Source organism: Streptomyces sp. WAC03905 (genome assembly GCF_057371075.1).
This window is the reverse complement of record NZ_JBXYDZ010000003.1, coordinates 330396-355686: the sequence shown is the minus strand read 5'-3', so window position 1 is coordinate 355686 and position 25291 is coordinate 330396. Positions and strand designations below refer to the sequence as shown.

The following is a 25291-nucleotide window of genomic DNA, read 5'->3' as shown; positions in this document are numbered from 1 at the left end:
GGCACCCTAAGGGCCCGGTAGCCGGCCTCCGAGCACCCACAGGCGGAACTCCCGACCTTCTCAGGGACGAGCCCGCACCCCGGACGTACCGCGCCTGCGGTACGCGCGCCCGCTCGCCCGCCCTCGGCCGCGGTACGGGGGCCTGCGTCTGTCCGACCTCCGCTGCCGTCCTGCCGTCCGACCTGCGCATCGTGCCGCCGGACGGCAGGATGGCCGCATGCTGCTGGCCGAGGTCGCCCGTGTGTCCCGGGAAGTCGCCGCCACTTCCGCCCGGTCCCGCAAGACCGCGCTGCTCGCGGAACTCTTCGCCGCGGCCCCGCCCGACGAGGCCGGGCTGGTCATCTCCTACCTGGCCGGACGTCTCCCGCAGGGCCGTCCCGGCATCGGCTGGCGGACCCTGGGCCAGGAGATCCCGCCGGCCGTCGAGCCCACCCTCACCGTCCGCGACGTCGACACGGCGGTCAGCGGGCTGGTCGCCGAGGCCGGCGCCGGGTCCGCCGCCCGGCGCAGCGGGATCGTCGCCGGCCTGCTCGGCGCGGCCACCGAGGCCGAGCAGGCGTTCCTGCGCAGCCTGCTGTCCGGGGAGGTGCGCCAGGGCGCGCTCGACGCGGTGGCCCTGGAGGGTGTGGCCGCGGCCGCCTCAGTGCCCGCCGCCGAGCTGCGCCGGGCGGTGATGCTGGACGGCTCGCTGCCCCGGGTGGCCGAGGCGGTGCTGACCGGCGGCCCCGAGGCGCTGCGCGCCGTGACCCTGCGGGTGGGCCGGCCCGTACAGCCGATGCTGGCGGGTACGGCCGCGTCGGTGACCGAGGCACTGGCCGCGCTCGGCCCGTGCGTGGTGGAGGAGAAGCTCGACGGGATCCGCGTGCAGGTCCACCGCGAGGGGGAGGACGTACGGGTCTACACGCGCTCCCTCGACGAGATCACCGGCCGGCTGCCGGAAGTGGCGGACCTCGCCCGGTCGCTGCCCGGGGAGCGGTTCATCCTCGACGGGGAGGTCATCGGGCAGACGGCGGACGGCCGCCCCGTCCCCTTCCAGGAGATCGCGAGCCGGGTCGGCTCCCGGCTGGACGTGGACGCCGCCCGCCGGACGCTGCCGGTCGTCCCCTACTTCTTCGACGTCCTGGCCGTCGGCGACGACGTCCTCCTCGACCTCCCCGTCCGCGAGCGGTACGCGGCCTTGGCCGCCCTCGTGCCCGCGAGCGCCCGGGTCGGCCGGCTGGAGGTGCGGGACCCGGCGGCGCAGGAGGCCGAGGCCGTGGAGTTCTGGGCCGAGACCCTGCGCCGCGGCCACGAGGGCGTGGTGGTCAAGGCCCTGGAGTCGGCCTACGCGGCCGGCCGGCGCGGCAAGCACTGGCTGAAGGTGAAACCGGTGCACACCCTGGACCTGGTCGTCCTCGCCGCCGAATGGGGCCACGGCCGGCGCACCGGACTGCTGTCCAACCTGCACCTGGGCGCGCGCGCCGCCGACGGCACCTACGCCATGCTCGGCAAGACCTTCAAGGGCCTCACCGACGAGATGCTGCGCTGGCAGACGCAGGCCCTGGGCGCGCTCGCCACCTCGGACGACGGGTTCACCGTACGGGTCCGGCCCGAACTGGTGGTGGAGATCGCCTACGACGGCCTGCAGCGTTCGACGCGCTACCCGGCCGGTGTGGCCCTGCGCTTCGCACGGGTGGTCAGGCACCGCCCGGACAAGACACCCGAGCAGGCCGACACCGTCGAGGCGGTCCTGGGCCAGGGACGCGCCGTCTGAGGCCACCGGCCCGCTTGTCCGTACCTCGCCCGGTTACGGGCCGGTGTGGGGAACGCCGCGTCATGGACGTGCCGTAGGGCGGTGACAGGCGCGCGGGCCACGGTGGCTGTCCACGTGCCGGCCCCTTGCGGGACCGCCGCGTCGACCCGCAGACCGTGCCCGTGACCCCGCCGTGCCAGGAGCCGCCGCCGTGGACCTTGACTCCGTGCTGACCCGCAGGCCGTCGTCCGGCCCGGAGGCGCCCCGCGACGATCCCCCGCCCGTGAGGAGGTCGGGGCGACTGCACCGGGCCCGGGCCGCCGTCGTCGCCGCCCTCCCCGGAACGGGCGCGGTCGCCGCCTCCCTCCTGGCCCTCGCCGCCCTGGGCGCGCTGATCACCGAACCCGTCCTCATACCGTCCCTGGCCGCCAGCGCCGCCGTCCTCCACTACACCCCCACCCTGCACACGGCCCAGCCCCGGACCGTCGTGGTCGCCCACCTCCTCGGCGCCGCCTCCGGCTACGCGGTCCTCGCCGCGCTGCCGGGCAGCCCATGGAGCGCGGCACTGGCCGCCGGCCTGACCTTCGCGGCCACCAGCGTCGCCCGGACCCCGCATTCGCCCGCCTGCGCCACCGCGGTCGTCGTCGTGCTGCAGTACCCGGCGCCCGCGCGGTTCGTCCCGCTGCTGTTCTGCGCCACCGTCGTCCTCGTCCTGGGCGGTCTCGCCGCCTCCCGCCTGCGCCCGGCGGCGCCCCGCTACCCCGTGCGCTGGTGGTAGCGCGCATCCCACGACGCCACCGTGATTTGCCTCAGAGGCAATGCGGTTTGCCAGCAAGGCAAGACTCTGGCTCAATCGGGGCATGAACCCCGGTCCCGCTCCCGGCGCCGACGACGCGCACGGCCCCGAAGCCGCCCACGGCTCTGAAGCCGCCGCCGACGAGCTGCCCGCCGTCGCACCACAGCTGCGCGAGCTGCGCCGCCGCGCCGGTCTCACCCTGGAGGCCGCCGCCGCCCGGGCCCGGCTCTCGCCCGCCCATCTGTCGCGGCTGGAGACCGGCCGTCGCCAGCCCTCGCTGCCGCTTCTGCTCGGCCTCGCCCGCACCTACGGTACGACGGTCTCCGAGCTGCTCGGCGAGACCCCCGCCGTCGCCGATCCCATCGTACGGGCCGGCGGTCCCGGCGCCCGCGAGGCCGACGGCTGGACGTACTGGCAGGCGGGCGGCGCCGGGCGCGGGATGCAGGCGCTGCGCGTGCACGTCCCGCACGGCCGCGGCCCCGACGACCTGGTCCGCGTCCATCCCGGCGAGGAATGGCTGTACGTCCTCGACGGCCGGCTCCGCCTGCACCTGGGCGAGGCCGAGCACCTGCTGGGGCCGGGGGACAGCGCCCACTTCGATTCCCTGACCCCCCACCGGATCGGCGCGGCCTCCTCCGGCGGCGCCGACCTGCTGTTCGTCCACACCCTGCTGCAGAGCAGCCTCGCCGGGCTGTGCCTCGGCGGGGCCGCGACCACCACGCACCACCGATAGGCGAGGAGCCCGTCCATGACCCCCGTGCCCCCTGCGGACAAGCCCGCCGGCGTACGCGCGCGTTTCGAGGCCAAGTTCCCGCGCGGCCTGATCATCCGGCTCGTCGCCTACCTCTTCGTCGGCCACCTCTTCGCCTTCTTCGTCTACCTCCTCTTCGTCCTGGGTGGCCAGAACCAGTAAGTCCCGGAGCGCGCGAACCGGTGCCGCACGGCTATGGAAAGGTGCGGGGGTCGTGGCTACCCTCCGCGCATGATTCCCACGGTTGTCTGGGGTACCGGCAACGTCGGCCGTCTGGCCATCCGCGCCGTCGCGGCCCATCCCGCGCTGAAACTGTCCGCAGTCATCGTCCGCAATCCAGCCAAGGTCGGCCGCGACGCGGGTGAACTCGGAGGCCTCGACCACCTGTTGGGGGTCGAGGCCACCGACGACGCCGCATCGGTACTGGCCGGCCGCCCCCGGGCCGTGGTGTACGCCGCGTCCGGTGACGTCCGGCCCGACGACGCCCTCGCCGACATCACCCGTGCGATCCGGGCGGGTGCGGTCGTGGTGAGCCCGGCCCTCTACCCGCTGTACGACCACCGCAGCGCCCCGCCGGAGTTCCGCGACCCGGTGCTCGCGGCCGTCGCGGAGGGCGGCGGCTCGCTCTTCGCCTCCGGCGTCGACCCCGGCTGGGGCAACGACGTCCTCCCGCTCCTGATCAGCGGCCTCGGCACCACGATCGACGCCGTCCGCTGCCAGGAGATCTTCGACTACTCCACCTACGACCAGCCCGACTCCGTCCGCAACCTCATCGGCATGGGCCACCCCATGGACTTCGAGCCGATGATGCTCATGCCGTCCGTACCGACGATGGTCTGGGGCGGCCAGATACGGATGATGGCCCGGGCGCTCGGCGTCGAACTCGACGAGATCCGCGAGACCTCGGAGCGACGGGCCCTCGACGCCACCGTGACCACCCCCACCATGGGCGACTTCGAGGCGGGCACCCAGGGCGCGATCCGCTTCGAGGTCCAGGGCGTCGTCGCGGGCGAGCCCCGCATCGTCATCGAGCACGTCACCCGCATCCACCCCTCCTGCGCCCCGGACTGGCCCGTGCCGCCGGACGGCGGCGACGGCGCCCACCGCGTCGTCATCGAGGGCCGCCCCCGCATCGAGGTCACCGTCGAAGCCACCGACGAGGGCGAGAACCGCTCCGCGGGCGGCAACGCCACCGCCGTCGGCCGTCTCGTCGGTGCCATCGACTGGCTCACCGAGGCGGAGCCCGGGCTCTACGACGCCCTCGACGTCCCGCTGCGCCCCGCCACCGGCAGACTCGGAAGGAAACCGTCATGAGGATCGACATCCCCGAAGGCCAGCACCCGATCGAGTACGTGTGGGGCGACATGGTCCCCGGGATCGGCATGGCCGCCGCGAACTTCTCCCTGTCGGTGTACGCCCACACCACGCTGGGGCTGCGGGAGTTCGAGGCGGCCCGGCTGCGCGTCGCACAGATCAACGGGTGCGTCTTCTGCCTGGACTGGCGCACCGAACGGGACGGCCTGAAGGTCGAGGAGGAGTTCGCCGACGCGGTCACCGAGTGGCGCACCACCGACGCCTTCGACGACCGCACCCGCCTGGCGGCGGAGTACGCCGAGCGGTACACCCTCGACCACCACGGGCTCGACGAGGAGTTCTGGGACCGGATGACCGCACACTACAGCCAGCTGGAGATCGTGGAGCTGCACGATGAGCATCGGGTCGTGGCTGGCCTTCGGGCGGCTCAACCACGTGCTGGGCCTCGACAGCGTCTGCGTGCTGCCCGGGCACTGAGGGGCCGTGGTGTGCGGACCGGCGGGCGGGCCGGCATGCGGATCGGCATGCGGACCGGAGGGCGGTCAGGCAGGCGGACAGGTCCGCGGACAGGCAAAAGGGGCCGTTCGGCGATCCGAACGGCCCCGGCCGCTGGGGGGAGGACGCGGCCCTACGTCAGGTCGGTGGCGATGATCTTCTCGATGTTCCGCTCGGCGAGCGCCGTGATGGTGACGAAGGGATTCACGCTCGCGTTGCCGGGGATGAGCGCGCCGTCGATCACGTACAGGCCGGTGTAGCCGTGCAGACGCCCGTAGTTGTCGGTCGCCCTGTTCAGGACCGCGCCGCCGAGCGGGTGGTAGGTGAGGGTGTCGTTCCAGATCTTGTTGCCACCGAACAGGTCGGTCCGGTAGATCGTGCCCTCCTTCGAGTTGATCCTGTCGAAGATGGTCCTGGCCATGGTGATGGACGGCTGCTTCCAGGCCGCCTGCCAGCTCAGGTCGGCCCTGCCCGTCGCGGCGTTCCAGGTGAACTCGGCCCGGTTGGGGTTCTTCGTGATCGACAGGTAGAAGGAGGCGTAGGTCTCGATCCCGGTGGGGAGCGGGGCGACCTCGGCGAAGGCGCCGCCGGCGTCCCAGTTGTCGATGCCGGAGCAGGGGATGGTCGACTGGAGCTTGCCGGTCGGGTCCCACATGTGGTTGGCGCGGCCGCACATGACGTTGCCGTTCTCGCCCCAGCCCTTGCCCACCTCGCCGTTGAGGTTCGGCAGGGCACCGGTGGCCTTCAGCTTGACCAGGAGCTTGCTGGTGCCGACGCTGCCGGCGGCGAAGAACACCCGCTCGGCGGTGACGGTCTTGGTGGCCACCGTGTCGCCGGTGGTGTTGAGCTGGTCGATGGCGACGGTGTAGCCGCCGCCCGCGGCGGGGGAGACCGTGGTGACCTTGTGCAGCGGCGAGATGGTGACCCGGCCGGTGGCGCCGGCCCGGGCGAGGTAGGTCTGGACGAGCGACTTCTTGCCCGCGTTGTTGCCGTAGAGGATCTCGCCGGCCAGGGCGGACTTGGTGGCGGTGCCCGCCGCCTCCTTCTTCATGTAGTCCCAGTCGTACACGTCGGGCACGAAGGTCCAGGCGAAGCCGGACCGCTGGGCGTGCTTGCGGCCGACCCGGGAGAACTGGTAGCAGTCGGCGGTGTCGAACCAGGCCGGGTCGATCATCCCGACGCCGAGACCGGCGTTGGCCCGCGGGTAGTAGGTGTCGTACATCTCGTCGGCGTTCACCGACGGCAGCACGGCCGCGAAGTTCGCGCGCTTGGGCGTGACCGCCATGCCGCCGTTGACCAGCGATCCGCCGCCGACGCCGCGGCCCTGGTAGACGGTGATGCCGGCGAAGTCCTCGGCGTCGAGGATCCCCGTGTACTTGGGGACGTCCTTGTCGATGGGGAAGCCGAGGAAGTTGCTGAGCGGCGCCTTCGTCCGGGTGCGCAGCCAGAACGAGCGGTAGTCCGGACTGGTCACCTTCGGGAAGATCTTGCCGTCCGGGCCCGGGGTGTCCCAGTTCATGCCCATCTCGATCATCTGCACGTCGACTCCGGCCTGTGCCAGCCGCAGCGCCGCGACCGACCCGCCGTAGCCGGTGCCGATGACCAGGACCGGTACCCGGGCGCCGTCGCCGATCGGTCCCGGCGCTACGGCCGGGGCCGCTTGCGCCGCCGCGGGAGAGAGGTGACCGGCCAGGGCCACGGCCCCGATGATGGAACCTGTTCTACCCAGGAATCCGCGACGGGAAATTCCATTGGAGCCTCTTTTGGGCAGGGTGTTGTCACCCATGTGACGTTCCTCACTCTCGATGGAATGGGAACGAGTTCTACTGCCGCCCGCGTGTGAAGTCACTACATACGTCTAGGTAACTTTCGGTCGATCAGCGGCCCCGGGCGGCCGGTTCCCGGCCCCGGACCCAGCCCAGCACCAGCAGCGAGGCGACCGCGGCGAAGGCGCACCAGGTCGAGGCGAATTCCAGCCGCCACAGCGCTGAGCAGGCCAGCGCCCCCGCCCCCAGCACCGCGGCGAGGGTCCGCAGCCACCGGTCCCCGGCGAGCAGCAGGGCGCCCAGGGTGGCGGACAGATAGCCCGTCAGGACCAGGGCCGTCCACGGAACATTCACGCCGTAGCCGATCGTGCGGCCCCGGATCTCGGCCGTCACCGGCCCGGTCGCGAGGGCGTGCACCAGCACCGCCGCGGTCGCGAGACCCACGGCCAGCGGCCACCACAGGCGCCGCCGCGCGCCGGGCGCCGCCGCGAGCAGCACCCCCACGGGCACCCACACGGGCAGCACGGGCAGGGCGATCACGGCCCAGGCGGTGGCGGCCGGTGAGCACCCGCCGCCCGTGCCCCACACCGCGGCCTCCACGAGCTGGTGAACGCCCAGCAGCAGCGGCAGCGCGGCCACGAGCAGGTCGCGGGCCCGCCGTACGCGCGCCACGCACACGAGTCCGACGGCGGCGACCGCCGTGCCCGCCACCAGATCGGCCGTCGCGCTCCAGCACACGGGGATCAGCCCGGCGCGGTGCGGTCACCCCGCTCGCGGGGTTCGAGCGGCGGCGAGGACAGCGCGCAGTGCGTGTGGCACTGCGGGTGGCACACCCCGGGCGCGGGGGAGCGTACGGTCGCCCAGGCCACGACGGCTCCGGCCACGAGGGCCCCCGCGCACCACGGCATGGCCCGCCCGAAGGCCGCGTCGAACTGCGTTGCCGAGAGGTACGACTCCGGGCCCATTCCGGCCAGCAGCGGCAGCGCCGCCACCGCGAGCAGCCCGGCCGCGCGGGCCGCGGCGTTGTTGATGCCGCTCGCCAGGCCCGCCCGCCCCGGATCCACCGACGACAGCACGGTCGCCGTCAGGGGGGCCACCAGGGTCACCATGCCCAGCCCCATCACCACCATGGCGGGCAGCACGTCCGCCACGTACGAGGCCCCCGGGCCCACCCGCAGCGTCAGCAGGATCCCGGCCGCGCACAGCAGTGGCCCCACGGTGAGCGGGACGCGCGGCCCGATCCGCTCGGCGAATTCGCCCGAGCGGGCCGACAGCAGCAGCATCAGCAGCGTCGTCGGCAGCAGCGCCGCACCCGCGCCGAGCGCCGAGTACCAGGCCACCACCTGCAGCTGCAGCACGACGAGGAAGAAGAAGCCGCTGAAGGCCGCGTACACGCACAGGGTGACGAGGTTGACGGCCGTGAACTGCCGCGAGGCGAAGATGTCCGGCGGCACCATCGGGTCGGCGCGGTGCCGCTCCACCCACACGAAGGCGGTGCCCAGCAGCACACCGCCCACCGCCGCGGCGATCACCGGCGCGGTGCCCGACGAGGCCTCGATCAGCGCGTAGGTGACCAGGCCCAGGGCGCCCGCGCCGAGCACCGCCCCGGCCACGTCGAACCGCCCGTGCGCCTGCGGGTCCCGCGACTCCGGTACGTGTCGCAGTGCCACGGGCACGCACAGCGCGGCCACCGGCACGTTCAGCAGGAACACCCACCGCCAGCCCGGCCCGTCGACCAGCCAGCCGCCGAGGAAGGGCCCCACCGCCGCGCCCACCCCGCCCAGCCCCGACCACAGGCCCACGGCGCGACCCCGGTCGCCGGCCCGGATCGAGCCCTGGATCAGGGCGAGGGAGCCGGGGGTCAGCAGCGCCCCGCCGATGCCCTGCAGGGCCCGCGCGGCCACCAGGACGCCGGCGTTCGGGGCGATCCCGCACAGCAGGGAGCCCACCGCGAACCACACCGTGCCCAGGACGAAGATCCGGCGGCGGCCGAAGCGGTCACCGAGGGCCCCGCCGACCAGGATCAGCCCGGCCAGCGTGAGCAGATAGGCGTTCACCGTCCACTGGAGCACCGCCAGATCGGCGTCGAGGTCCTCCCCGATCCGCGGGAGCGCCACGTTCACGACCGTCGAGTCCAGCATGGCCATGGTCGACCCGAGCACCGTGGCGAGCAGGATCCACCGGCCGCGCGCCGAGGCCAGCGGGACGGCGGGCCCGGGCGGCGCGTCGGGCGACTCGGCGGGCACGGTCATGCCTTCAGGCTGGCGCGCCCGGCGCGGAAGGGCCAGCGGGGCGCGCCGCCCCCGCCCGGGTCCCGGACCCCCGGGGTCGGCTCATAAGGCCCTCTTGTAATGAACATGACGCCTCCTTCACCATGACCCGCGCACGTCACGCACACCCTTCCCGCACATCCCGCACACGGCGTACGAGGAGACAACACGTGGCCCAACGCGACAAGCGGTCCTCACGAGCCCTACGGCCCACGAGGCCGGCCAGGTCCGCACCGTCCTTACGCACGGCGTTCGCCGCCCTCACCTCGGTCCTGCTGCTCCCGCTCGGCGCGGGCGTCGCCGCAGCCGCACCGGATCCCGGCCCCGGCGCGCCGACCGCGGCCGAGCGCAAGATCGAACCCAAGCTCCGCGCCCAGCTCGACGGCTCGGCCAAGGCCGTCTTCTGGGTCTACCTCGACAGCGCCGCCGACCTCACCGCCGCGGGGAAGCAGCAGACCCGCGCCGCCAAGGCCGAGACCGTGCTGAGGACGAAGAAGGACCACGCCGCGCGCAGCCAGGCCGACGTCATCAAGGCCCTGCAAGGCGCCGGGGCCGAGTACACCTCGTACTGGATCGTGAACGCCGTGCGCGTGGTCGGCAGCGAGAAGCTCGCCGGCACCCTCGCGCAGCGCCCCGAGGTCGCCCGGATCGACGCCGACGACAAGGTCGACCTCCCCAAACCCGCCGAGGGCAAACGCGAGAAGGCCGTCGCCGACGCCGTCGAGTGGAACATCGACCGGATCAAGGCCCCGCAGGTGTGGGACCGGATCGGCGTCCGCGGCGAGGGCATCGTCGTCGCCAACATCGACAGCGGCGTCGACTTCACGCACCCGGCCGTCGCCAACCAGTACCGCGGCAGGAACGCGGACGGCAGCTACTCCCACGCCTACAACTGGTTCGACCCGGCGGGCGTCTGCGCGGGCGCCGCGCCGTGCGACAACAACGACCACGGCACCCACACCATGGGCACGATGGTCGGCGACGACGGCGGCGCCAACAAGATCGGCGTCGCCCCCGGCGCCCGCTGGATCGCCGCCAAGGGCTGCGAGTCCAACTCCTGCTCCGAGGCCTCGCTGCTCGCCTCCGGCCAGTGGATCGTCGCACCGACCGACCTGAACGGGCAGAACCCGCGGCCCGACCTCGCCCCGCACATCGTCAACAACTCCTGGGGCGGCTCGGGCGGCGACACCTGGTACCAGCAGATCGTCGACACCTGGCGGGCCGCCGGGATCTTCCCGGCCTTCTCCAACGGCAACGCCGGCCCCGGATGCTCCACCAGCGGCTCACCGGGCGACTACGCCAGCTCCTACAGCTCCGGCGCCTTCGACATCAACAACGCGATCGCGTCCTTCTCCTCGCGCGGAGCCGGCCCCGGCGGCATCGTCAAGCCCAACATCTCCGCCCCGGGCGTGAACGTCCGCTCCTCCGTCCCCGGCGGCGCGTACGAGGCCTTCTCCGGCACCTCCATGGCCTCGCCGCACACCGCGGCCGCCGTGGCCCTGCTGTGGTCCGCCGCCCCGGCCCTCGAAGGCGACGTCGCGCAGACCGAGTCCCTCCTCGACGGCACCGCCCTGGACACCGACAGCAGCCAGTGCGGTGGCAACGCCGCGGACAACAACGTCTTCGGCGAGGGCCGGCTCGACGTGCTGGCCGCCGTCAACGCCGCCCCGCGCGGCGCGATCGGCGCCCTCGGCGGCACCGTCCGCTCCGGCGGTGGGCCCCTCGCCGGCGTGAAGGTCACCGCCGACGGCCCGATCGACCGTACGACCACCACGGCGGCCGACGGCAGCTACACCTTCCCGGCCCTGTCCGTGGGCGAGTACACCCTGACCGCCGCCAAGTTCGGCTACGGCCAGGAGGCGGCCACCGCCACCGTGACCGAGAACGGCACCGCCACCGGCGACTTCACCCTCACCCAGGCGGCCTCCGGCAAGGTCACCGGCACCGTCGTCTCCGCCTCCGGGCCGGCCGCGGGGGCCGCCGTCACCATCGCCGACACCCCGCTGACCGCCACCACCGACGCCCAGGGCCGTTTCGAGGTCACCCTGCCCCACGGCACCTACCGGGTGAACGCCACCCACGCCTCCCGCTGCCTCGGCGCCGGCACCGCCGAGGTCACCGTCGGCGGGGACACCACCGTCACCGTGAACCTGCCCGAGCGCACCGACGGCTACGGCTACGCCTGCGCCACCGCGAGCGACCGGCCCTACCGGGCGGGCAGCGCCCAGCTCGCCCTCACCGGCGACAACACCACCGAACGGGTCGACCTGCCCTTCCCGCTGCCGCTCTACGGCAAGACCTACGCCCAGGCCTGGATCGGCACGAACGGCACGGTCAGCTTCGGCGGCAACCACACCGGCGACATCAACGGGGACCTCCCGAGCACGGCCACGCCCAACGCCGCCCTCTACCCCTTCTGGGACGACCTGGTCGTCGGCGCGGCGGGCAGCGGCTCCGGCGTCCTCACCGCCGTCACCGGCACCGCCCCGCACCGCGCGTACGTGATCGAGTGGCGCGAGGTGGCCCACTGGTCGGCGCAGGCCGAGAAGTTCTCCTTCTCCGCGGCGATCGGCGAGGACGGCACCGTCACCTACTCCTACAAGGGAACCGGCGGCACCGGCATCAAGGGCGGCTCCACGGCCACCGTCGGCGTGGAGAACGCCACCGGAACCGACGCCTTCAAGTACTCCTTCAACACCGCGGTCATCACCGACGGCCTGTCCATCGCCTTCCGCACCACCAAGAGCGGCGTGGTGGCCGGACGGGTCCTCGACGCCAACGACGGCAACGGCGTCGCCGGAGCCACGGTGACCGTCGGCACCGGCGACACCGCGGTGTCGGCGACCACCGCCGCGGACGGCGGCTACGTCGTCCAGAGCCCCTCCGGCGCGCGGACCGTCTCCCTCGCGGCGGCCCAGTACGAGCCCGCCACCGCCACCGTGGACGTCAAGGCCGCCGACGTCACGACGGTCACGCAGTCCCTGCGCACCGGCAGGGTGACGGCGTCCCGGTCGGCGCTGGAGGTCGTGCTCCCGGCCGACCAGCAGCGGACGCGGACCCTGGACCTCACCAACCCCGGTCTCGGCACGGCCTTCACCGTGTCCGAGGACGCGGCCTGGCTGGCGGCCGCACCCGCGAGCGGCGAACTGCCGACGGGCGGCAGGGTCCCGGTCACCCTCTCGGTCGACACGACCGGACTGGCGCCCGGCACGGTCCTCACCACCGACCTGAAGATCGCCTCGGCGAGCGGCCGCACCCCGGTCCTCACCGTCCCGGTCAAGGTCGTCGTCCCGCGCTACCAGGTCGGCGTGGACGCCGGCTCCGGCTACGGCTCCACCGACGCCCTCGGCGACGCCTGGTCCCCGGACCGCAGGTACACGCCGGGCTCGTACGGCTACCAGGGCAACGGCACCGTCCAGTCCACCGGCCGCACCATCGCCGGCACGGACGAGCAGCGGCTCTTCCGCAACGCCCGCGAGGGCATGTACGAGTACCGCTTCGACAACGTGCCCAACGGCACCTACACGGTGGAACTCGGCTTCGCCGAGCTCTCCTCCACCAAGCCGAACAAGCGGGTCTTCGACGTCCTCGCCGAAGGCGCGCAGGTCCTGCCCTCCCTCGACATCTCGCTGGAGGCGGGCACCTACAAGGCCGTGACCCGCACCTACACGGTCACGGTCACGGACGGCGTGCTCAACGTCCGCTTCGTGACGCACTCGGGATTCGGCAAGCCCCTGCTGAACACCCTCCGGGTGACCGACCGCCCCGACAAGGGCTGACCCGGTGAAGGGGGCGGGGCCCACCGGCCCCGCCCCCTGCGCGTCCGGGCACCCACCCGGCTTCCGGCCCATTCGGGTGGCCGGCCCGGCCGATCCGCGCCACCTGCCACGGGCCGGCCGCCCCGGTCGTTAGCGTGGACGACCATGACGCTCCTGAGCGACGAGGCAGACGCCGTCCGGGCCCTCGTGGAGTCCGCCGATCCCGGGGCGGTATGGGCCGTCGGCGGACCCGACGGCCCCCACGCGTCCTCGGGCGGAGCGGACGAGGCCGTCGACGTCGCGGGCCTCACCGCCGTGCTCGCCCTGTGGCCCGCGGTGGGCACCCTCGTCGACGAGGGCGCGCTGCGGCTGCACACGCCGCTGGCCGCCTACGGGGACGAGGCCGCGGCGGGCACCCCCGCCGGAACCACCGCCCACCACCTCCTCACCCGCCCCGGGGGCACGGCCGCCCTCACCCGCCTCGTCGAACACCTCTCCGGCAGCCCCCTCGCCGACCTCGCCGCCGCACGCGTGTGGCACCCACTCGGCATGACCCGCACCCGCCTCGCCGACGGCATCCTCCGCGCACCCCTCGCCGACCTGGCCCTCTTCCTGGGGCGCCTGCTCCACCCGAGCGCCGACGGCGGCACGGGCGCGGCGCACGACGGATCCGTCCCGGCGCCCCTCACCCCCGCCTGGACGGCCGAGTCCCTGCGCATCCGCACGGGCGAACTCACGCCCGCCCGCGGCCTCCTCTGGCAGCCCGCCCCGCACGGCGTCTGGACCCACCACGCACCGACCGACCCCGGCCCCGCCGTCTGGATCTCCCCGCGCCACCACCGCTGGGCGGTCCTCCTCCCCGCCGCCGGCGGCCCGCTGCGCACCACCTTCCGCGAAGCCGTCTTCGCCCCGGCCGGATCAGGCCGCAGCAGCACGTCGGACGGGATCCCCCGGGTGTAGCGCTCGAAGCGCGCACTGCGCGGGCGGGACGTACGGTGATGCAGATGTCACCGGCCGTTGTCGTCGTTCCCGCCGCGGAGGTTCACGCATGCGTACGGTCCAAGGGGCCGCCCTCCACGGGCTCAAGGCCCGGGTACGGGCGCTCGCCGAACGGACCGGGCTGCCGGTGCGGTCCACACGGGCCGGGGCCCGTCCGCACGCCGACCCGGCCTCGCGCCCCGCGGAGCGGACCGGCCGGGCCCTGCGGGGCGGAGCCCCGCTCGCGGACGCCCGCCCGGCCGTGCCACCGGTCGGCGCCGAGGACCCCGGCCGGCCGGCCACCGCACGCGGACCGCTCCGGCGGACCTCCGCCGCCCGGCCCGCGGGGCCCCCCGCGGCGCTGCCGCCCGCCGGCGCCCCCGCGACCACGACCACCGTGCTCGGCTCACTCGGCGCCCTGCTCACCGCCGCCGGCCGGCCGCGCCCCCGCCGCCGGCGGCCGGGCGAGGCCGGCGCCTCCGCCGCCGCGCTCCGCGCCCTGCGCGCACGCCACGGGGACGCGCCCGCCCTCGTCCGCACCCGCTCCGGCCAGACGGTCCTCGTCCTCCTCGACCCGCGGGACCTGCGCCGCTTCTACGCCGAACCCGTCAGCGTCCTCGCGGCCGACCCGCCCCGGAAGTGCCGGGGTCTGAACACTCACGAGACCGACCGGGACGGCGACGCCCCCGGCTGCGCCCGCGGCGAACAGCGCCCCGAGCGGCGGCGGATGAGCGCCGACGTGCTCGCGGCCGGCCTGCCCGTGCACCCCGCCGCCGGGCAGATCCTCGCCGTCGTCGCCGAGGAGGCCCGGCACCTGACCGCCACCGGCACCCTCGAACTCCAGCGCGTCCGGCACGCCGTGAACCGGGCCGCCCGGCGGATCGTCCTCGGGGACGCCGCCGCCGGGGACGACGAACTCGCCGGATGGCTCACCCAGTTGCGCGCCGAGGACGGGCGCCCGCGCGGCGGCCGGAACCGCGCCGCGCGAGCGGTGCACGACAAGACCCGCGCACGCATCCGCGCGTACGTCCGGCACGCGGGCGAGGACACCCTCGCCGGCCGCGCCGCCCGCCACGCGGGCCCCGGCGACACCACCGACCCCGACGGCGCCGTCGACCCCGCCGACGAGGCGCGGCTCTGGCTGCTGGCGATGGACGCCGTCCCCGACACCGTGCTGCGCACGCTCCTCCTGCTGGGCGCCCACCCCTGCGAACAGGACGCGGCCGCCGCGGAGGCGTCCGCCGAGGTCGCCGCCGGGCCGGCCCGGGGCCGACTGCCCAGGCTGCGGGCCTGCGTCCGCGAGTCGCTGCGCCTGTACCCGGTGGTGCCGGACCTGATCCGCGTCACCCGCGACGAGACCGAATGGCGGGGCGTGCGCCACCCGGCCGGCACCGCCGTGCTCCTGCCCGCCGCGTTCCACCAGCGCGACCCCGAACGGGTCCCGGCCGCCCACGTCTTCGTACCGGGCCGGTGGAAGAACCCCGGCGCCGACCGGGACGTCCGGATGGCGCCCTTCAGCCACGGCGGCGGCCGCTGCCCCGGCGATCAGCTCGGGCTGATGATCACGGCCGCCTTCTGCGCCGAGGTACTGCGCGGCCACCGGATCACGGGCACCCGGCCGGTCCTCGACCCCGTCGGCCCCCTGCCCGTGACGCTCGACCCGCACGGCGTACGTCTCACCCTCACCCGCCGCTGACGGCCGTCTCACCCCCTCACCCGCCGCTGACGGCCGCTCCCCGCGCCGCCGTCCTCCGGCCGACCGCCCGGCCCTGACCTCCCAGATCCCTGCCGAACCCCACGAGGAACCCATGTCCGACGCCGCGACCTCCGCGTCCACCGCACGGGACGTCGACCAGCTCGACGCCCCGTGCCGCGCCCTCGCCGACGCTGCCGACGCGGTCGGCGAGGCCGCCCGCTACGCCTCCGGCCTCGCCTTCGGCACCCGCCTGCCCGCGGCGGCGCTGGCCAGGGGAGGCCGCAGCAGACGCGGTTGGCGCACCCTGGTGCGTACCCTCACCGACCCGGCGGGCCTCGGCTGGGCCGCCCGCGGCCGGGGGGCGGCCCGCGCGGGCCGGCTCGCGGGGGTCCTGGCCGGCCGGGAGAGCCTCGCCATCAGCATCGCCGTCTGCGGACTCAGGGCCAGGATCCGGGCCGCGAGCGCGGACCGCCCCGAACTGCTGGAGGACGCCGGCACCGCGGCGGTCCTACGGGCCGTCGAGGCCGGCCGCCAGGCGGAAGCCGTCCGACTGTTCCGCGGCATCATGCGCGAGCGGGGCACCGAGCACGCCTTCTCGCTGATGGCGCCGTCGTTCGCCGACATCCTCGCCTGGCACGCCCTGACCGACGCCAACCCCTTCAACGACCACGCCGGCTGGCAGGTCGCCACCGGCCGGGCCGAGACCGCCCGGCCGCTCCTCGGACTGGGCGCCGCCCTGTGGGCGTTCTGCGACCGTGGCTCCGGGCTGCCCGCACGTCCCCCGGCCGGGCCGGCCGCCGAGCGAGGGCCCGTCCGGCGCCGGGTCGCGGACCGGCCGCCCCGCACGCCCCGGCCGCTCCGCCCCGCGGGGCGGCCGGCGGGCGGGAGCCTGCGCGACCACGCCGCCGCGCTGCGCGCGCACGCGGTCCGGTTGCGCGGGGCCGCGGCCGGGTCACCGGGATGGCAGGGCCGGGAGACCGAAGCGCTGCGCGCCGAGGTCGAGAACCTCGCGGCGCGCTGCGCGACGGCGGCGGGCGGCCTGGCCCTCGCCGCGGCCCAACTGCGGGACCCGTGACGGGCGGTCGGGACCGGAACCGGGTCGGGACCGCAGACCGGGTCGGGGCGGGTGGCGGGACCGTGGCGCTACAGGACCAGGGACAGCAGCAGGACGCAGCCCAGCCCGACCACCGAGATGATGGTCTCCATCACCGACCACGTCCTGACCGTCTGACCGACGGTCATCCCGAAGTACTCCTTCACCAGCCAGAAACCGGCGTCGTTGACGTGGCTGAAGAAGAGAGAGCCGCAGCCGATGGCGAGGACCAGCAGCGCCGTTCCGGTGGTGGACGTGTCCGCGGCGAGCGGGGCCACCAGACCGGCGGCCGAGATCGTCGCCACGGTCGCCGAGCCCGTCGCCAGCCGGATGGCGACGGCGATGAGCCAGGCCAGCAGCAGCGCGGGCACGGCCCAGTGGTGCGACAGGTCCAGGACCATCTGCCCGACGCCCACGTCGACGAGGGTCTGCTTGAAGCCGCCGCCGGCGCCCACGATCAGCAGGATGCCCGCGATCGGGGCGAGGGACTTCTCCACCGTGACCGAGATCCGCGCCCGGGTGAAGCCGGCCGCCCGGCCGAGGGTGACCATGCCCACCAGCACCGCCGTGAGGAGGGCGATCAGCGGGGAGCCGACGACGTCGGTCACGCGCTGCACGGGGTTCGCCGGATCGTCCACCACGATGTCGACGAGGGCCTTGACCAGCATCAGCGCCACGGGCAGCAGCACGGTGAACACCGTCGCCCCGAACCGCGGTCGGTGCTCCGCACCGGTCGACGGCCGGGACCGCACGAGCATGTCCTTCGGTACCGGGACGTCCACCCACCGCGCCGCGTACCGGGAGAACAGCGGCCCGGCGACGAGCACGGTCGGGACGGCGACCACCACGCCGAGCGCCAGGGTGACACCCAGGTTCGCGTGGAGCGCGTCGATGGCGACGAGGGGTCCGGGGTGCGGGGGTATCAGCCCGTGCATCACGGACAGGCCGGCCAGCGCCGGGATGCCGATCCGCATCAGGGAGTAGTTGCCCCGCTCGGCGACGAGCAGCACCACCGGTACCAGCAGCACGATGCCGACCTCGAAGAAGAGCGGCAGCCCGATCACCGACGCGATGAGGACCATCGCCCACGGCATGGCCCGCCCCTCGGCCCGGGCCAGGATGGTGTCCACGATCTCGTCCGCGCCGCCGGAGTCCGCCAGCAGCTTGCCGAGGATCGCGCCGAGCGCGATCAGGACGCCGACGCCCGCGACCGTGGCGCCGAGTCCGGCGGCGAAGCTCGCCACGGTCTTGGCCGGGGGCGCGCCCGCGAAGACGCCCAGGGCCAGTGAGCCGACCGTCAGGGCCAGGAAGGCGTGCAGTGCGAGACGGGTGATGAGCAGGACGATGAGCGCGATGGCGGCGAGGACGGCGATCCCGAGCCGGGCGTTGCCGACCGAGGCGATCGGCGCGGCGCCGGCGGTGGCGGCGGACGTCAGGGTCCCGAGGGCAGGACCGGTCACGGTGACGACTCCTCAGTTCTCGGGGGTGCAGAGCCGGCGCAGCGCGGCCAGGGCCTGTTCGGTGACGTCCTCCGGGGCGCCGGCCACGTCGACCTCGACGCCGGGCTCGTCGTCCTGGAGCGGCTCCAGCGTGGCGAACTGCGAGGCCAGCAGTGTGGTGGGCATGAAGTGGCCCTTGCGCGCCGCCATCCGCTCCTCGATCAGCGGGCGTTCACCCGTCAGGTGCACGAAGACGGCCCGGGGGGCCGCGGCGCGCAGGCGGTCGCGGTAGGAGCGCTTGAGCGAGGACGCGGCGATCACACCGCCGTGGGTGCCGGCGCGGTTGCGGATCCACTCGCCCACGGCGTCGAGCCAGGGCCACCGGTCCGCGTCGTCCAGCGGGTGGCCGGCCGCCATCTTGGCGACGTTGGCCGCCGGGTGGAACGCGTCGCCCTCCGCGTAGGGAAGGCCGAGCCGTTCCGCGAGCAGCCGGCCCACGGTCGTCTTGCCCGTGCCGGCCACGCCCATCACCACAATGACGCGCTGGGTGCTCACGTCCACCTCGCTGTCCTCGTCGACATCGGTTCGTGCGGCACCACTGAAGCGCATTAAGTACTACGTATTCAAGCCTCGGGTCAAAAACATCACATCTTTTGGCGGGGTGGGCGTCACCGTACGCTTGCGCCATGACCACCGAAGGCGCCGAGAGCGGTCCGGCAGCGGGCCTGCACTCCCACGTGCTGGACACCATCGGCCTCGCGATCGCCGCGGGCGAGTACCCGCCCGGCAGCGTCCTGCGCACGGACGAGATCGCCGAACGCTTCGAGGCCTCCCGCACCGTGGTGCGCGAGGTGGTCCGCGTCCTGGAGTCGATGCACCTGGTCGAGTCCCGCCGCCGCGTCGGCGTGACGGTGCGCCCCGCCGACACGTGGAACGTCTACGACCCGCGGGTGATCCGCTGGCGGCTGGCCGGCCCCGACCGGCCGCGGCAGCTGCGCTCCCTCACCGTGCTGCGCTCCGCGGTCGAGCCGGTGGCGGCCGGGCTCGCCGCGACCCTGGCCACGCCGCAGCACTGCGCCGACCTCACGGCGGCGGCCCTCGGGATGGTCCGCACCTCCCGCGGCCACCGGCTCGAGGACTATCTGCGCTACGACATCGCCTTCCACCGCGTGGTGCTGAACGCCTCCGGGAACGAGATGTTCGCCCGGCTCGGGGACGTCGTGGCGGAGGTCCTGACGGGGCGCACCGAACACGAGGTGATGTTCCACGATCCCGACCCCGCCGCCGTCACCCTGCACGTCCAGGTGGCGGAGGCGGTGCGCGAGGGCGACGCCACCCGGGCCGAGACCCTGACCCGGCGGATCGCGGTGGGCGCACTGGAGGAACTGGACGTCCTCCTCGCACCGTAGGAGGTGCCCCGCCCGCTGCCGCCCGCCGCCCGCCGCCGGCAGCTCCGGCGGTGCCGTTGCCATGCCCGCCAGGCCGCGGCGGCGGTGCGCGTCCGCGAGCGGGGCGGGCACCGCGAACCGGCCCGGTCCGGCGGCGGCGAGGGACAGCGCGCGCTGCCGGCGGCGGACGCGCAGGCGCAGCAGCGCCCCGGTGAACGCCCACGCGCAGCCGGCGACGACCAGGCCCCGCCCGGTCCGTCCCGCGGCGCCGGTGACGCCGGGCAGGGCGAGGGCGGCGTCGGCGGCGAGGACGGGAGCGGCGGCCAGGGTCGCCGCGGGCAGGTACCGGAACCACACCGGCAGGGCGGTGAACAGGACGACACGGGAGTACTCGGGCCAGCCGGAGCCGGCCCGGGCGGAGTCCGCGCCGTTCCAGGACGTCAGTACGAGGGAGAGGACGACGAGAGCGCCGAGGATCCAGGCTCCGCGAACGGGTGCGAAGGCGGCCGGGACCCGTACGCGGAGCCAGCGTCGGGCGTCGTCGACGTCCCAGGACCGGAGCGCGCCCTCGGGTACCGACGCCCCGGGCAGGTGCTTGGCGAAGTCGGTCACGGCGCCAGTATGGGAGCGCCGTGCCGCGGCCATAAGGGGCGGCCGCGGCACGGAATCGCTACGGCCGTTTCACGCGTCGAGCACGGCCAGCTCCAGCCCGGCGAGGCGCTCCGGCTCCGCCACGATGTCGATCTCGGTGATGAGGCCGTCCTCGATCGTGAACCGCAGCACCAGGAACAGCCGTCCCAGCGGAGCCATCGCCAGGCCGACCGTGCCGCCCACCAGCGCCGGCTGCGTGGCCCGCGCCCGCTGCATGGCGGCCATGGCGCCCGTGGCGACGGGGACCGCCCCGGTGACCGTGAGGGGCCGGGGGGTGGGTCCGACGGCCTGGTCGGCGCGGAGCACGACGTCGGGGTGGAGCAGCGAGACGAGGTCGTCGAAGTGCCCGCCACGGGTGGCGGCGAGGAAGGCCTCCACCACGCGGCGCCGGAGGGCCAGGTCGGCCTCGGACACCAACGGGGCGCCCTTGACGCGGCGTCGGGCGCGGCTGGCGAGCTGACGGGTCGCCACCGAGGACTTCCCCAGCAGCGGGGCGATCTCGTCGAAGGACACGGCGAACAGGTCGTGCAGGACGAACGCGAGGCGTTCGGCGGGCGTCAGCGTGTCGAGCACCACCAGCAGGGCCAGCCCGACGGAGTCGGCCATCACGGCCTCCTGCTCGGGGTCGACGGCGTCCTCACGGCTGAGGGCGGGGTCGGTGGGCCGGGCGTCGATCGAGTCCTCGCGCCGGGCCGCGCGCGAGCGCAGCATGTTCAGGCACACCCGCGACACGACCGTGGTCAGCCACCCGCCGAGGTTCTCGACCTCGCTGACGTCGGAGCGGTCCAGGCGCAGCCACGCCTCCTGGACGGCGTCGTCGGCCTCGGCGAGCGAGCCCAGCATCCGGTAGGACACCGCTCTGAGGTGAGAGCGGTGCTCTTCGAACCGCTCCGTCAACTCCGCAGACACCGAACCCTCGTCCACCCGTACCACGTCCCCTCCTCGCAGCGGATCTTCAAAATAGATCACCGGGGAGCGCGCCGTGGCGTCGGGGATAATGTCCGCGGACGGCACAAGCAGTGGAGACGCCGGACCGCACGGTGGTCCGGCAGGAGAGGAACCCCCCGATGGACGTGCAGCACTTCGAGCGGATCACCGCTTTCATCGAGGCGCGGCTCACCCCGCTGTTCGACGAGGCGACGGGAAGCGAGCACGGCTTCTCGATGGACGACACCTCCCGCGCCCTGCGCGCCCTGCGCAACGCCGTCCTTGAAGCCTCCGCCGTCAAGGGCCTCATCGAGAAGCGGGAAGGCGCCGAGCCGGCCACGCGCCGCGTCATCGACCAGTCCGTCGAGCACCACTGGGACGTCCTGCGCGGCATCGCCCGCCAGTGGGAGGACCACGCCGACTTCCGCCACGAGTTCAAGCACCACGCCTGGGAACTCGACCACCACCACACCCCGGCCCGGACCTGACCCCGTTCGCCGCGACCGCCGGCCAGGCCCGGGCTCCAGCGCGAGATGCCTCCGGCAACCGCAGCCTGCGCGAGCTCGACCGGCAGGGGTGCGACCTCGTTGTCGCGTCCCTGCCGGCGGAGGAGGGGCTGGGGCGGGCGACCACCCGCCGCCTGCGCCGGGAGGCCCGGCCGGGACTCAGGACGCCGTGGGGACCGCCGGGTCGAGGCCGCGCGTGGCGACGAGCTGGGCGCTGCCGTCGGCCAGCCGGTAGGACAGCCCGACCACTGCGGTCCGGCCGGCGGCCACCGCCTCGCCCAGGACGCGGGAGCGCTCCAGCAGCAGGTCCACGGTGTGTTCGATGTGCTCGGCCAGTATTTCCTCGGCGCTCTCGCGGCCGGCGGCGCGGGCGGCCAGCACGCTCGGGGTGACCCGTTCGACGATGTCGCGGACGAAGCCGCCGGGCGTCTGTCCGTTCTCCAGGGCCGAGCAGGCCGCGGCCACGGCGCCGCAGGAGTCGTGGCCGAGGACGACGACCAGCGGCGCGTTCAGGACGCTCACCCCGAACTCGATGGAGCCGAGGACTTCGGTTCCGGTGACGTGCCCGGCGGTACGGACGACGAACAGGTCGCCCAGACCGCGGTCGAAGATGATCTCGGCGGCCAGCCGGGAGTCGGAGCAGCCGAACAGCACGGCGAAGGGCTGCTGGGACGGAGCGGTCTGGGTGCGCCGGGTGGCGTCCTGATTGGGGTGCTCGGGGCTTTCGGCGACGAAGCGCCGGTTACCGGCCATGAGCAGGTCGAAGGCCTCGCGGGGCGTCGGGTTGTCAGTCATGGTCGCAGCCTATGAGGCGACCGTCGTCGTCGCTCGACCGGATCCGCCGGAGAGCGCCGGGCACGCCGGGCAGGTGAGCCGCCGGCCGGTGGGCGGGCGCTCCGTGACCACCTCGCGCCTGCCTCCATGTGAGTGACGCCCCGCCCGTCGGCGGCGTGTGCAGGTCAAGCGATGAACACACCGTGCGACCGTGCTTGGGCATCTGCCGGCTTCCCCGGGAGTCGTCCCAGGTGCTCCGACGCACACAGCCGGCCGCCGACAGCCCGGACGGTCCGGTCGGCCGCGGCAGATCCGGGGCGACGGCGCAGTCGCGCCGCCACGGTGCTCCTGTCCGCGTGCAGCGGCCGTTCCTTCCGCTGCCCGGCGGCCCGCGACCACTGGTTCGACGATGGTCGGACCGACGACCACGACGGCTCCAGCAGCCGAGTCACCACCTGATCAGGGGCGCACACATGGACGCAATCGTTCTGCTACGCGAGGACCACAAGACGGTCGAGAAGCTCTTCAAGCGCTTCGAGAAGACCTCCGACGACGACACGGCCGAACGCCGCCGGATCGCCGACGAGGTGATCGAGGAGCTCACCGTGCACGCCTGGATCGAGGAGAAGGTCTTCTACCCCGCTGCCCGCGAGGCCGCGCCGGATACGACGGACCACGTCCTGGAGAGCATCGAGGAGCACCACGCGGTCGTGTGGATGCTGTCGGAGATCAAGAACATGGACCCGGGCGACGAGCGGTTCAAGGCGAAGATGAGCGTGCTCATGGAACAGGTCCGCCACCACGTCGAGGAAGAGGAACAGGACTGGTTCCCCGACGTCCGCAAGGCGATGGGCCGCAACAGGCTCACCGAACTGGGCGGTGAGATGGAGGCCGAGAAGCAGCGGGCACCACGCGATCCGCTCGCCGTTCCCAGTGCCGACTCCAAGTGACCCGCTCACGGCCCCGGCGAGCCGGTCGCCTCCGGTGCGGGCCGGTTCCGCAGCGGTGCGGGCCGGTTCCGGCAGCGCGCCAGGACGTGGCCGCCGCTGCGCGAGCCGCCTTCGCAGCAGTGCGCCGGCTCCGCCGCGCGTGCGTGCCGTGCTCCCCGGCCGGCGCGGCCCCGCGCAGCCCTGCCCGTGAGCGCACGACCATGCTCGTTCCTACGCGTCTTCCCTGGTGCGGGGAGAGGCGTGGGGGCAGAGCGCGGCGGAGGCTGTCGTGGGAATCCGCATCCGGCGCAGGAGATCACGGGTGGTGCGCCTGCGCAGCGTGCTGCGCCAGGCGAGCTGCGGGTGGCGCGAGCGCAGATGCGAGAGCGCGCGAGCGGCCAGACCGGCGCTGTGGAAACGCTCGTCAATGACGACGGCGGTGATGACGCCCCGGGCGCAGGAGGCGCAGAGCCGGTAATGGACCTGGCCGACCACCTGGCGCGTGTGGACGAGGAGAAGGCATTCCTCGCCCGGCCCGGAGGTGTCCGGGATGTGCGTGGACAGGAAGTCGATGCCCCGATAGGCGAGGATCCGTCGGCGCAGGCGGACAGCGAGCCGGCTGCGGCGCGAGTGTTTGCCGCCGGTACGGCCGGGCGGTGACGTTGGGGACGTGCGGGCCGGGTCGAACACACTGCCGTTCGTGGTGGGACGCGCATGTTGTCCGTTCATGACGTCTCGTGTGCCCAGGCGGCCCGCGGATACCGCACCTTCGCCCCGGCCACCGCCGCACGAGGCCGCCGACGCGTATCCGCAGTCCTCCACCGCCCCGCCCGCTGCCGGCCGCGCTGCCCCTCGCCGCCCGTCCCGTGACCCGGCCGGGGGTAGGTCTACCCTGTCCCAGGACACGCCACTGTCCGCAGCGCGGCCGCGCGCGGAATCCCCGTCCGGGAGAGCACGCATGACCACGCTGGAAGACGTCGATGCCCGCGGCATGCAGCACTGCGAGACGACGACCCTCGGGGTACTGCTGCGGCACCGAGGACTCGATCTGTCGGAGCCCATGCTGTTCGGCCTCGGATCCGGTCTTTCCTTCGTCTACTGGGACAGCAAGAACCTGCCCTTCCCCTTCCTCGGGGGACGGGTCAAGCCCTTCGACCTCACCAGGAACCTGGCCAGCCGGCTGGGCCTCGAACTCGTGGTCCGCGAGACCGCCTCGCCCCGCAAGGCCTGGGACGACGTGAGGTCCTCGCTCGAGGCCGGGCACCCCGTCGGACTCCAGCTCGACAGCTACCACCTGGACTACTTCAGCTCCAGGGTCCACTTCGGGGGCCACGTCGTCGCCCTGTACGGATACGACGACCGCTCCGCCTTCCTGGTGGACACCGTCCAGCAGGGCGGAGCGGTCACCACCGGCCTGCACAGTCTCGCTGAGGCCAGGGCCGCCCGAGGCCCGATGACGGCCAGGCACCGCTCGTTCGTCCTCACCGTTCCGCGCGACATGCCCGCCCCGCACCGACGGATCGTCCCCGCCGTCACCGCGTGCGCCCGCGCCTTCCTCGACCCACCCATCGCCAATCTCGGCCACCGGGGCATCGAGAAGGCGGGCAGAAGGGTGCCCCTGTGGCTGCAGCGCACCGACGACCCCCGACGAGACCTGCCGCAGGCCGCCCTGCTGATGGAGAAGGCCGGTACCGGGGGCGCGCTGTTCCGGAACTTCTACCGCGACTTCCTCGCCGAAAGCGCCGATCTGCTCGACAACCGCCATATCCGGGCCGGGCACGCGCTCTACGCCGAGGCAGCCGTCCTGTGGACGGAAGTCGCGGCCCTCATCGAGCAGGCCGGTGAGCCGGCCGGTGCGCAGTGCCTCGTCCAGGCGGGCTCGGCCCTGACCGAACTCGCCCGCGTGGAGCGCGAGGCCATGCACACGCTGGCCCGCGCGGACAGCGTCTGACAGGGCCCCGGGACGGCACCCCCGTGGCGGATGTGCCGTACGGGCGCGCCCGTGACGGAGAGGGTTGCACGTGCCGT

General features: G+C 74.2%; 21 protein-coding genes and 1 pseudogene. 14 read left to right on the top strand and 8 right to left on the bottom strand.

The window, feature by feature from the left end:
* Positions 1-217: 217 nt before the first annotated feature.
* From AC2RP6_RS04510 to AC2RP6_RS04485, 6 genes and pseudogenes are all read left to right on the top strand, one after another.
* The gene (locus AC2RP6_RS04510) at positions 218-1753 is read left to right on the top strand and encodes an ATP-dependent DNA ligase (RefSeq protein WP_486444942.1); all 1536 of its coding nucleotides are present in this window, start codon (positions 218-220) and stop codon (positions 1751-1753) included.
* A 190-nt stretch (positions 1754-1943) separates the two neighbouring features.
* Positions 1944-2510 carry an HPP family protein gene (locus AC2RP6_RS04505; protein ID WP_486444941.1) on the top strand — a complete coding sequence of 189 codons (567 nt, stop codon included), beginning with the start codon at positions 1944-1946 and terminating at the stop codon, positions 2508-2510.
* A gap of 82 nt (positions 2511-2592) precedes the next feature.
* Positions 2593-3261 carry a helix-turn-helix domain-containing protein gene (locus tag AC2RP6_RS04500; protein ID WP_486444940.1) on the top strand — a complete coding sequence of 223 codons (669 nt, stop codon included), beginning with the start codon at positions 2593-2595 and terminating at the stop codon, positions 3259-3261.
* 15 nt (positions 3262-3276) lie between these two features.
* Complete coding sequence (locus tag AC2RP6_RS04495) at positions 3277-3441, top strand: DUF6126 family protein (protein ID WP_486444939.1); 165 nt, start codon at positions 3277-3279, stop codon at positions 3439-3441.
* Between the two features lie 69 nt (positions 3442-3510).
* The gene (locus tag AC2RP6_RS04490; protein ID WP_486444938.1) at positions 3511-4593 is read left to right on the top strand and encodes an NAD(P)H-dependent amine dehydrogenase family protein; all 1083 of its coding nucleotides are present in this window, start codon (positions 3511-3513) and stop codon (positions 4591-4593) included.
* Positions 4590-5070, top strand: a pseudogene (locus AC2RP6_RS04485) (carboxymuconolactone decarboxylase family protein). Before AC2RP6_RS04490 ends, AC2RP6_RS04485 begins: the two are co-directional and overlap by 4 nt.
* 151 nt (positions 5071-5221) lie before the next feature.
* Here AC2RP6_RS04485 and AC2RP6_RS04480 read toward each other — a convergent pair.
* The 3 genes from AC2RP6_RS04480 to AC2RP6_RS04470 form a co-directional block, all read right to left on the bottom strand.
* A complete protein-coding gene (locus AC2RP6_RS04480) occupies positions 5222-6874 on the bottom strand; it encodes a GMC oxidoreductase (protein WP_486444937.1) in 1653 nt (550 codons plus the stop codon).
* A gap of 91 nt (positions 6875-6965) precedes the next feature.
* Complete coding sequence (locus tag AC2RP6_RS04475; RefSeq protein ID WP_486444936.1) at positions 6966-7592, bottom strand: DUF6629 family protein; 627 nt, start codon at positions 7590-7592, stop codon at positions 6966-6968.
* A gap of 5 nt (positions 7593-7597) precedes the next feature.
* Entirely contained in the window at positions 7598-9106 is a 1509-nt protein-coding gene (locus AC2RP6_RS04470) for an MFS transporter (protein WP_486444935.1), read from the bottom strand.
* Positions 9107-9294: 188 nt separating this feature from the next.
* Between AC2RP6_RS04470 and AC2RP6_RS04465 the strand changes: the two genes are divergently transcribed.
* The 4 genes from AC2RP6_RS04465 to AC2RP6_RS04450 all read left to right on the top strand — a co-directional run bounded on the left by AC2RP6_RS04465 (position 9295) and on the right by AC2RP6_RS04450 (position 16631).
* Complete coding sequence (locus AC2RP6_RS04465; protein WP_486444934.1) at positions 9295-12903, top strand: S8 family serine peptidase; 3609 nt, start codon at positions 9295-9297, stop codon at positions 12901-12903.
* Positions 12904-13047: 144 nt separating this feature from the next.
* Entirely contained in the window at positions 13048-13842 is a 795-nt protein-coding gene (locus tag AC2RP6_RS04460; protein ID WP_486444933.1) for a serine hydrolase domain-containing protein, read from the top strand.
* 88 nt (positions 13843-13930) lie between these two features.
* Entirely contained in the window at positions 13931-15556 is a 1626-nt protein-coding gene (locus AC2RP6_RS04455) for a cytochrome P450 (RefSeq protein ID WP_486444932.1), read from the top strand.
* Positions 15557-15668: 112 nt separating this feature from the next.
* Positions 15669-16631 carry a hypothetical protein gene (locus AC2RP6_RS04450; RefSeq protein WP_486444931.1) on the top strand — a complete coding sequence of 321 codons (963 nt, stop codon included), beginning with the start codon at positions 15669-15671 and terminating at the stop codon, positions 16629-16631.
* A gap of 68 nt (positions 16632-16699) precedes the next feature.
* Here the strand turns inward: AC2RP6_RS04450 and AC2RP6_RS04445 are convergent, their stop codons facing one another.
* Both AC2RP6_RS04445 and AC2RP6_RS04440 read right to left on the bottom strand, forming a co-directional pair.
* Complete coding sequence (locus AC2RP6_RS04445) at positions 16700-18109, bottom strand: GntT/GntP/DsdX family permease (RefSeq protein ID WP_486444930.1); 1410 nt, start codon at positions 18107-18109, stop codon at positions 16700-16702.
* A gap of 12 nt (positions 18110-18121) precedes the next feature.
* A complete protein-coding gene (locus tag AC2RP6_RS04440) occupies positions 18122-18643 on the bottom strand; it encodes a gluconokinase (protein ID WP_486450224.1) in 522 nt (173 codons plus the stop codon).
* A gap of 131 nt (positions 18644-18774) precedes the next feature.
* Here AC2RP6_RS04440 and AC2RP6_RS04435 point away from each other — a divergent pair, with 131 nt between their 5' ends.
* Positions 18775-19497 (top strand): FadR/GntR family transcriptional regulator, encoded by a 723-nt coding sequence (locus AC2RP6_RS04435; protein ID WP_486444929.1) that lies wholly within the window; start codon positions 18775-18777, stop codon positions 19495-19497.
* 660 nt (positions 19498-20157) lie between these two features.
* Here the strand turns inward: AC2RP6_RS04435 and AC2RP6_RS04430 are convergent.
* Positions 20158-20970, bottom strand: coding sequence for a sigma-70 family RNA polymerase sigma factor (locus tag AC2RP6_RS04430; protein ID WP_486450223.1), 813 nt, complete (start codon positions 20968-20970; stop codon positions 20158-20160).
* 224 nt (positions 20971-21194) lie between these two features.
* Here AC2RP6_RS04430 and AC2RP6_RS04425 point away from each other — a divergent pair, with 224 nt between their 5' ends.
* Positions 21195-21542 (top strand): hypothetical protein, encoded by a 348-nt coding sequence (locus tag AC2RP6_RS04425; protein WP_486444928.1) that lies wholly within the window; start codon positions 21195-21197, stop codon positions 21540-21542.
* Positions 21543-21719: 177 nt separating this feature from the next.
* Here the strand turns inward: AC2RP6_RS04425 and AC2RP6_RS04420 are convergent, their stop codons facing one another.
* Positions 21720-22355, bottom strand: a complete 636-nt coding sequence (locus AC2RP6_RS04420) for a carbonic anhydrase (RefSeq protein ID WP_486444927.1) — start codon at positions 22353-22355, stop codon at positions 21720-21722.
* Positions 22356-22807: 452 nt separating this feature from the next.
* On the opposite strand from AC2RP6_RS04420, the gene AC2RP6_RS04415 reads away from it, so the two are divergent.
* Complete coding sequence (locus AC2RP6_RS04415) at positions 22808-23284, top strand: hemerythrin domain-containing protein (protein ID WP_486444926.1); 477 nt, start codon at positions 22808-22810, stop codon at positions 23282-23284.
* 210 nt (positions 23285-23494) lie between these two features.
* Here AC2RP6_RS04415 and AC2RP6_RS04410 read toward each other — a convergent pair whose 3' ends face one another.
* A complete protein-coding gene (locus AC2RP6_RS04410) occupies positions 23495-23992 on the bottom strand; it encodes a hypothetical protein (RefSeq protein WP_486444925.1) in 498 nt (165 codons plus the stop codon).
* Positions 23993-24221: 229 nt separating this feature from the next.
* Between AC2RP6_RS04410 and AC2RP6_RS04405 the strand changes: the two genes are divergently transcribed.
* Entirely contained in the window at positions 24222-25214 is a 993-nt protein-coding gene (locus AC2RP6_RS04405) for a BtrH N-terminal domain-containing protein (protein ID WP_486444924.1), read from the top strand.
* The last annotated feature ends 77 nt before the right edge of the window (positions 25215-25291 follow it).

Coding starts and splice junctions, on each gene's coding strand:
- AC2RP6_RS04470 (WP_486444935.1), bottom strand. CDS start 9,106: ATGACCGTGCCCGCCGAGTCGCCCGACGCGCCGCCCGGGCCCGCCGTC.
- AC2RP6_RS04500 (WP_486444940.1), top strand. CDS start 2,593: ATGAACCCCGGTCCCGCTCCCGGCGCCGACGACGCGCACGGCCCCGAA.
- AC2RP6_RS04410 (WP_486444925.1), bottom strand. CDS start 23,992: ATGAACGGACAACATGCGCGTCCCACCACGAACGGCAGTGTGTTCGAC.
- AC2RP6_RS04460 (WP_486444933.1), top strand. CDS start 13,048: ATGACGCTCCTGAGCGACGAGGCAGACGCCGTCCGGGCCCTCGTGGAG.
- AC2RP6_RS04480 (WP_486444937.1), bottom strand. CDS start 6,874: ATGGGTGACAACACCCTGCCCAAAAGAGGCTCCAATGGAATTTCCCGT.
- AC2RP6_RS04425 (WP_486444928.1), top strand. CDS start 21,195: ATGGACGTGCAGCACTTCGAGCGGATCACCGCTTTCATCGAGGCGCGG.
- AC2RP6_RS04430 (WP_486450223.1), bottom strand. CDS start 20,970: ATGCTGGGCTCGCTCGCCGAGGCCGACGACGCCGTCCAGGAGGCGTGG.
- AC2RP6_RS04455 (WP_486444932.1), top strand. CDS start 13,931: ATGCGTACGGTCCAAGGGGCCGCCCTCCACGGGCTCAAGGCCCGGGTA.
- AC2RP6_RS04435 (WP_486444929.1), top strand. CDS start 18,775: ATGACCACCGAAGGCGCCGAGAGCGGTCCGGCAGCGGGCCTGCACTCC.
- AC2RP6_RS04420 (WP_486444927.1), bottom strand. CDS start 22,355: ATGACTGACAACCCGACGCCCCGCGAGGCCTTCGACCTGCTCATGGCC.
- AC2RP6_RS04450 (WP_486444931.1), top strand. CDS start 15,669: ATGTCCGACGCCGCGACCTCCGCGTCCACCGCACGGGACGTCGACCAG.
- AC2RP6_RS04495 (WP_486444939.1), top strand. CDS start 3,277: ATGACCCCCGTGCCCCCTGCGGACAAGCCCGCCGGCGTACGCGCGCGT.
- AC2RP6_RS04510 (WP_486444942.1), top strand. CDS start 218: ATGCTGCTGGCCGAGGTCGCCCGTGTGTCCCGGGAAGTCGCCGCCACT.
- AC2RP6_RS04415 (WP_486444926.1), top strand. CDS start 22,808: ATGGACGCAATCGTTCTGCTACGCGAGGACCACAAGACGGTCGAGAAG.
- AC2RP6_RS04490 (WP_486444938.1), top strand. CDS start 3,511: ATGATTCCCACGGTTGTCTGGGGTACCGGCAACGTCGGCCGTCTGGCC.
- AC2RP6_RS04405 (WP_486444924.1), top strand. CDS start 24,222: ATGACCACGCTGGAAGACGTCGATGCCCGCGGCATGCAGCACTGCGAG.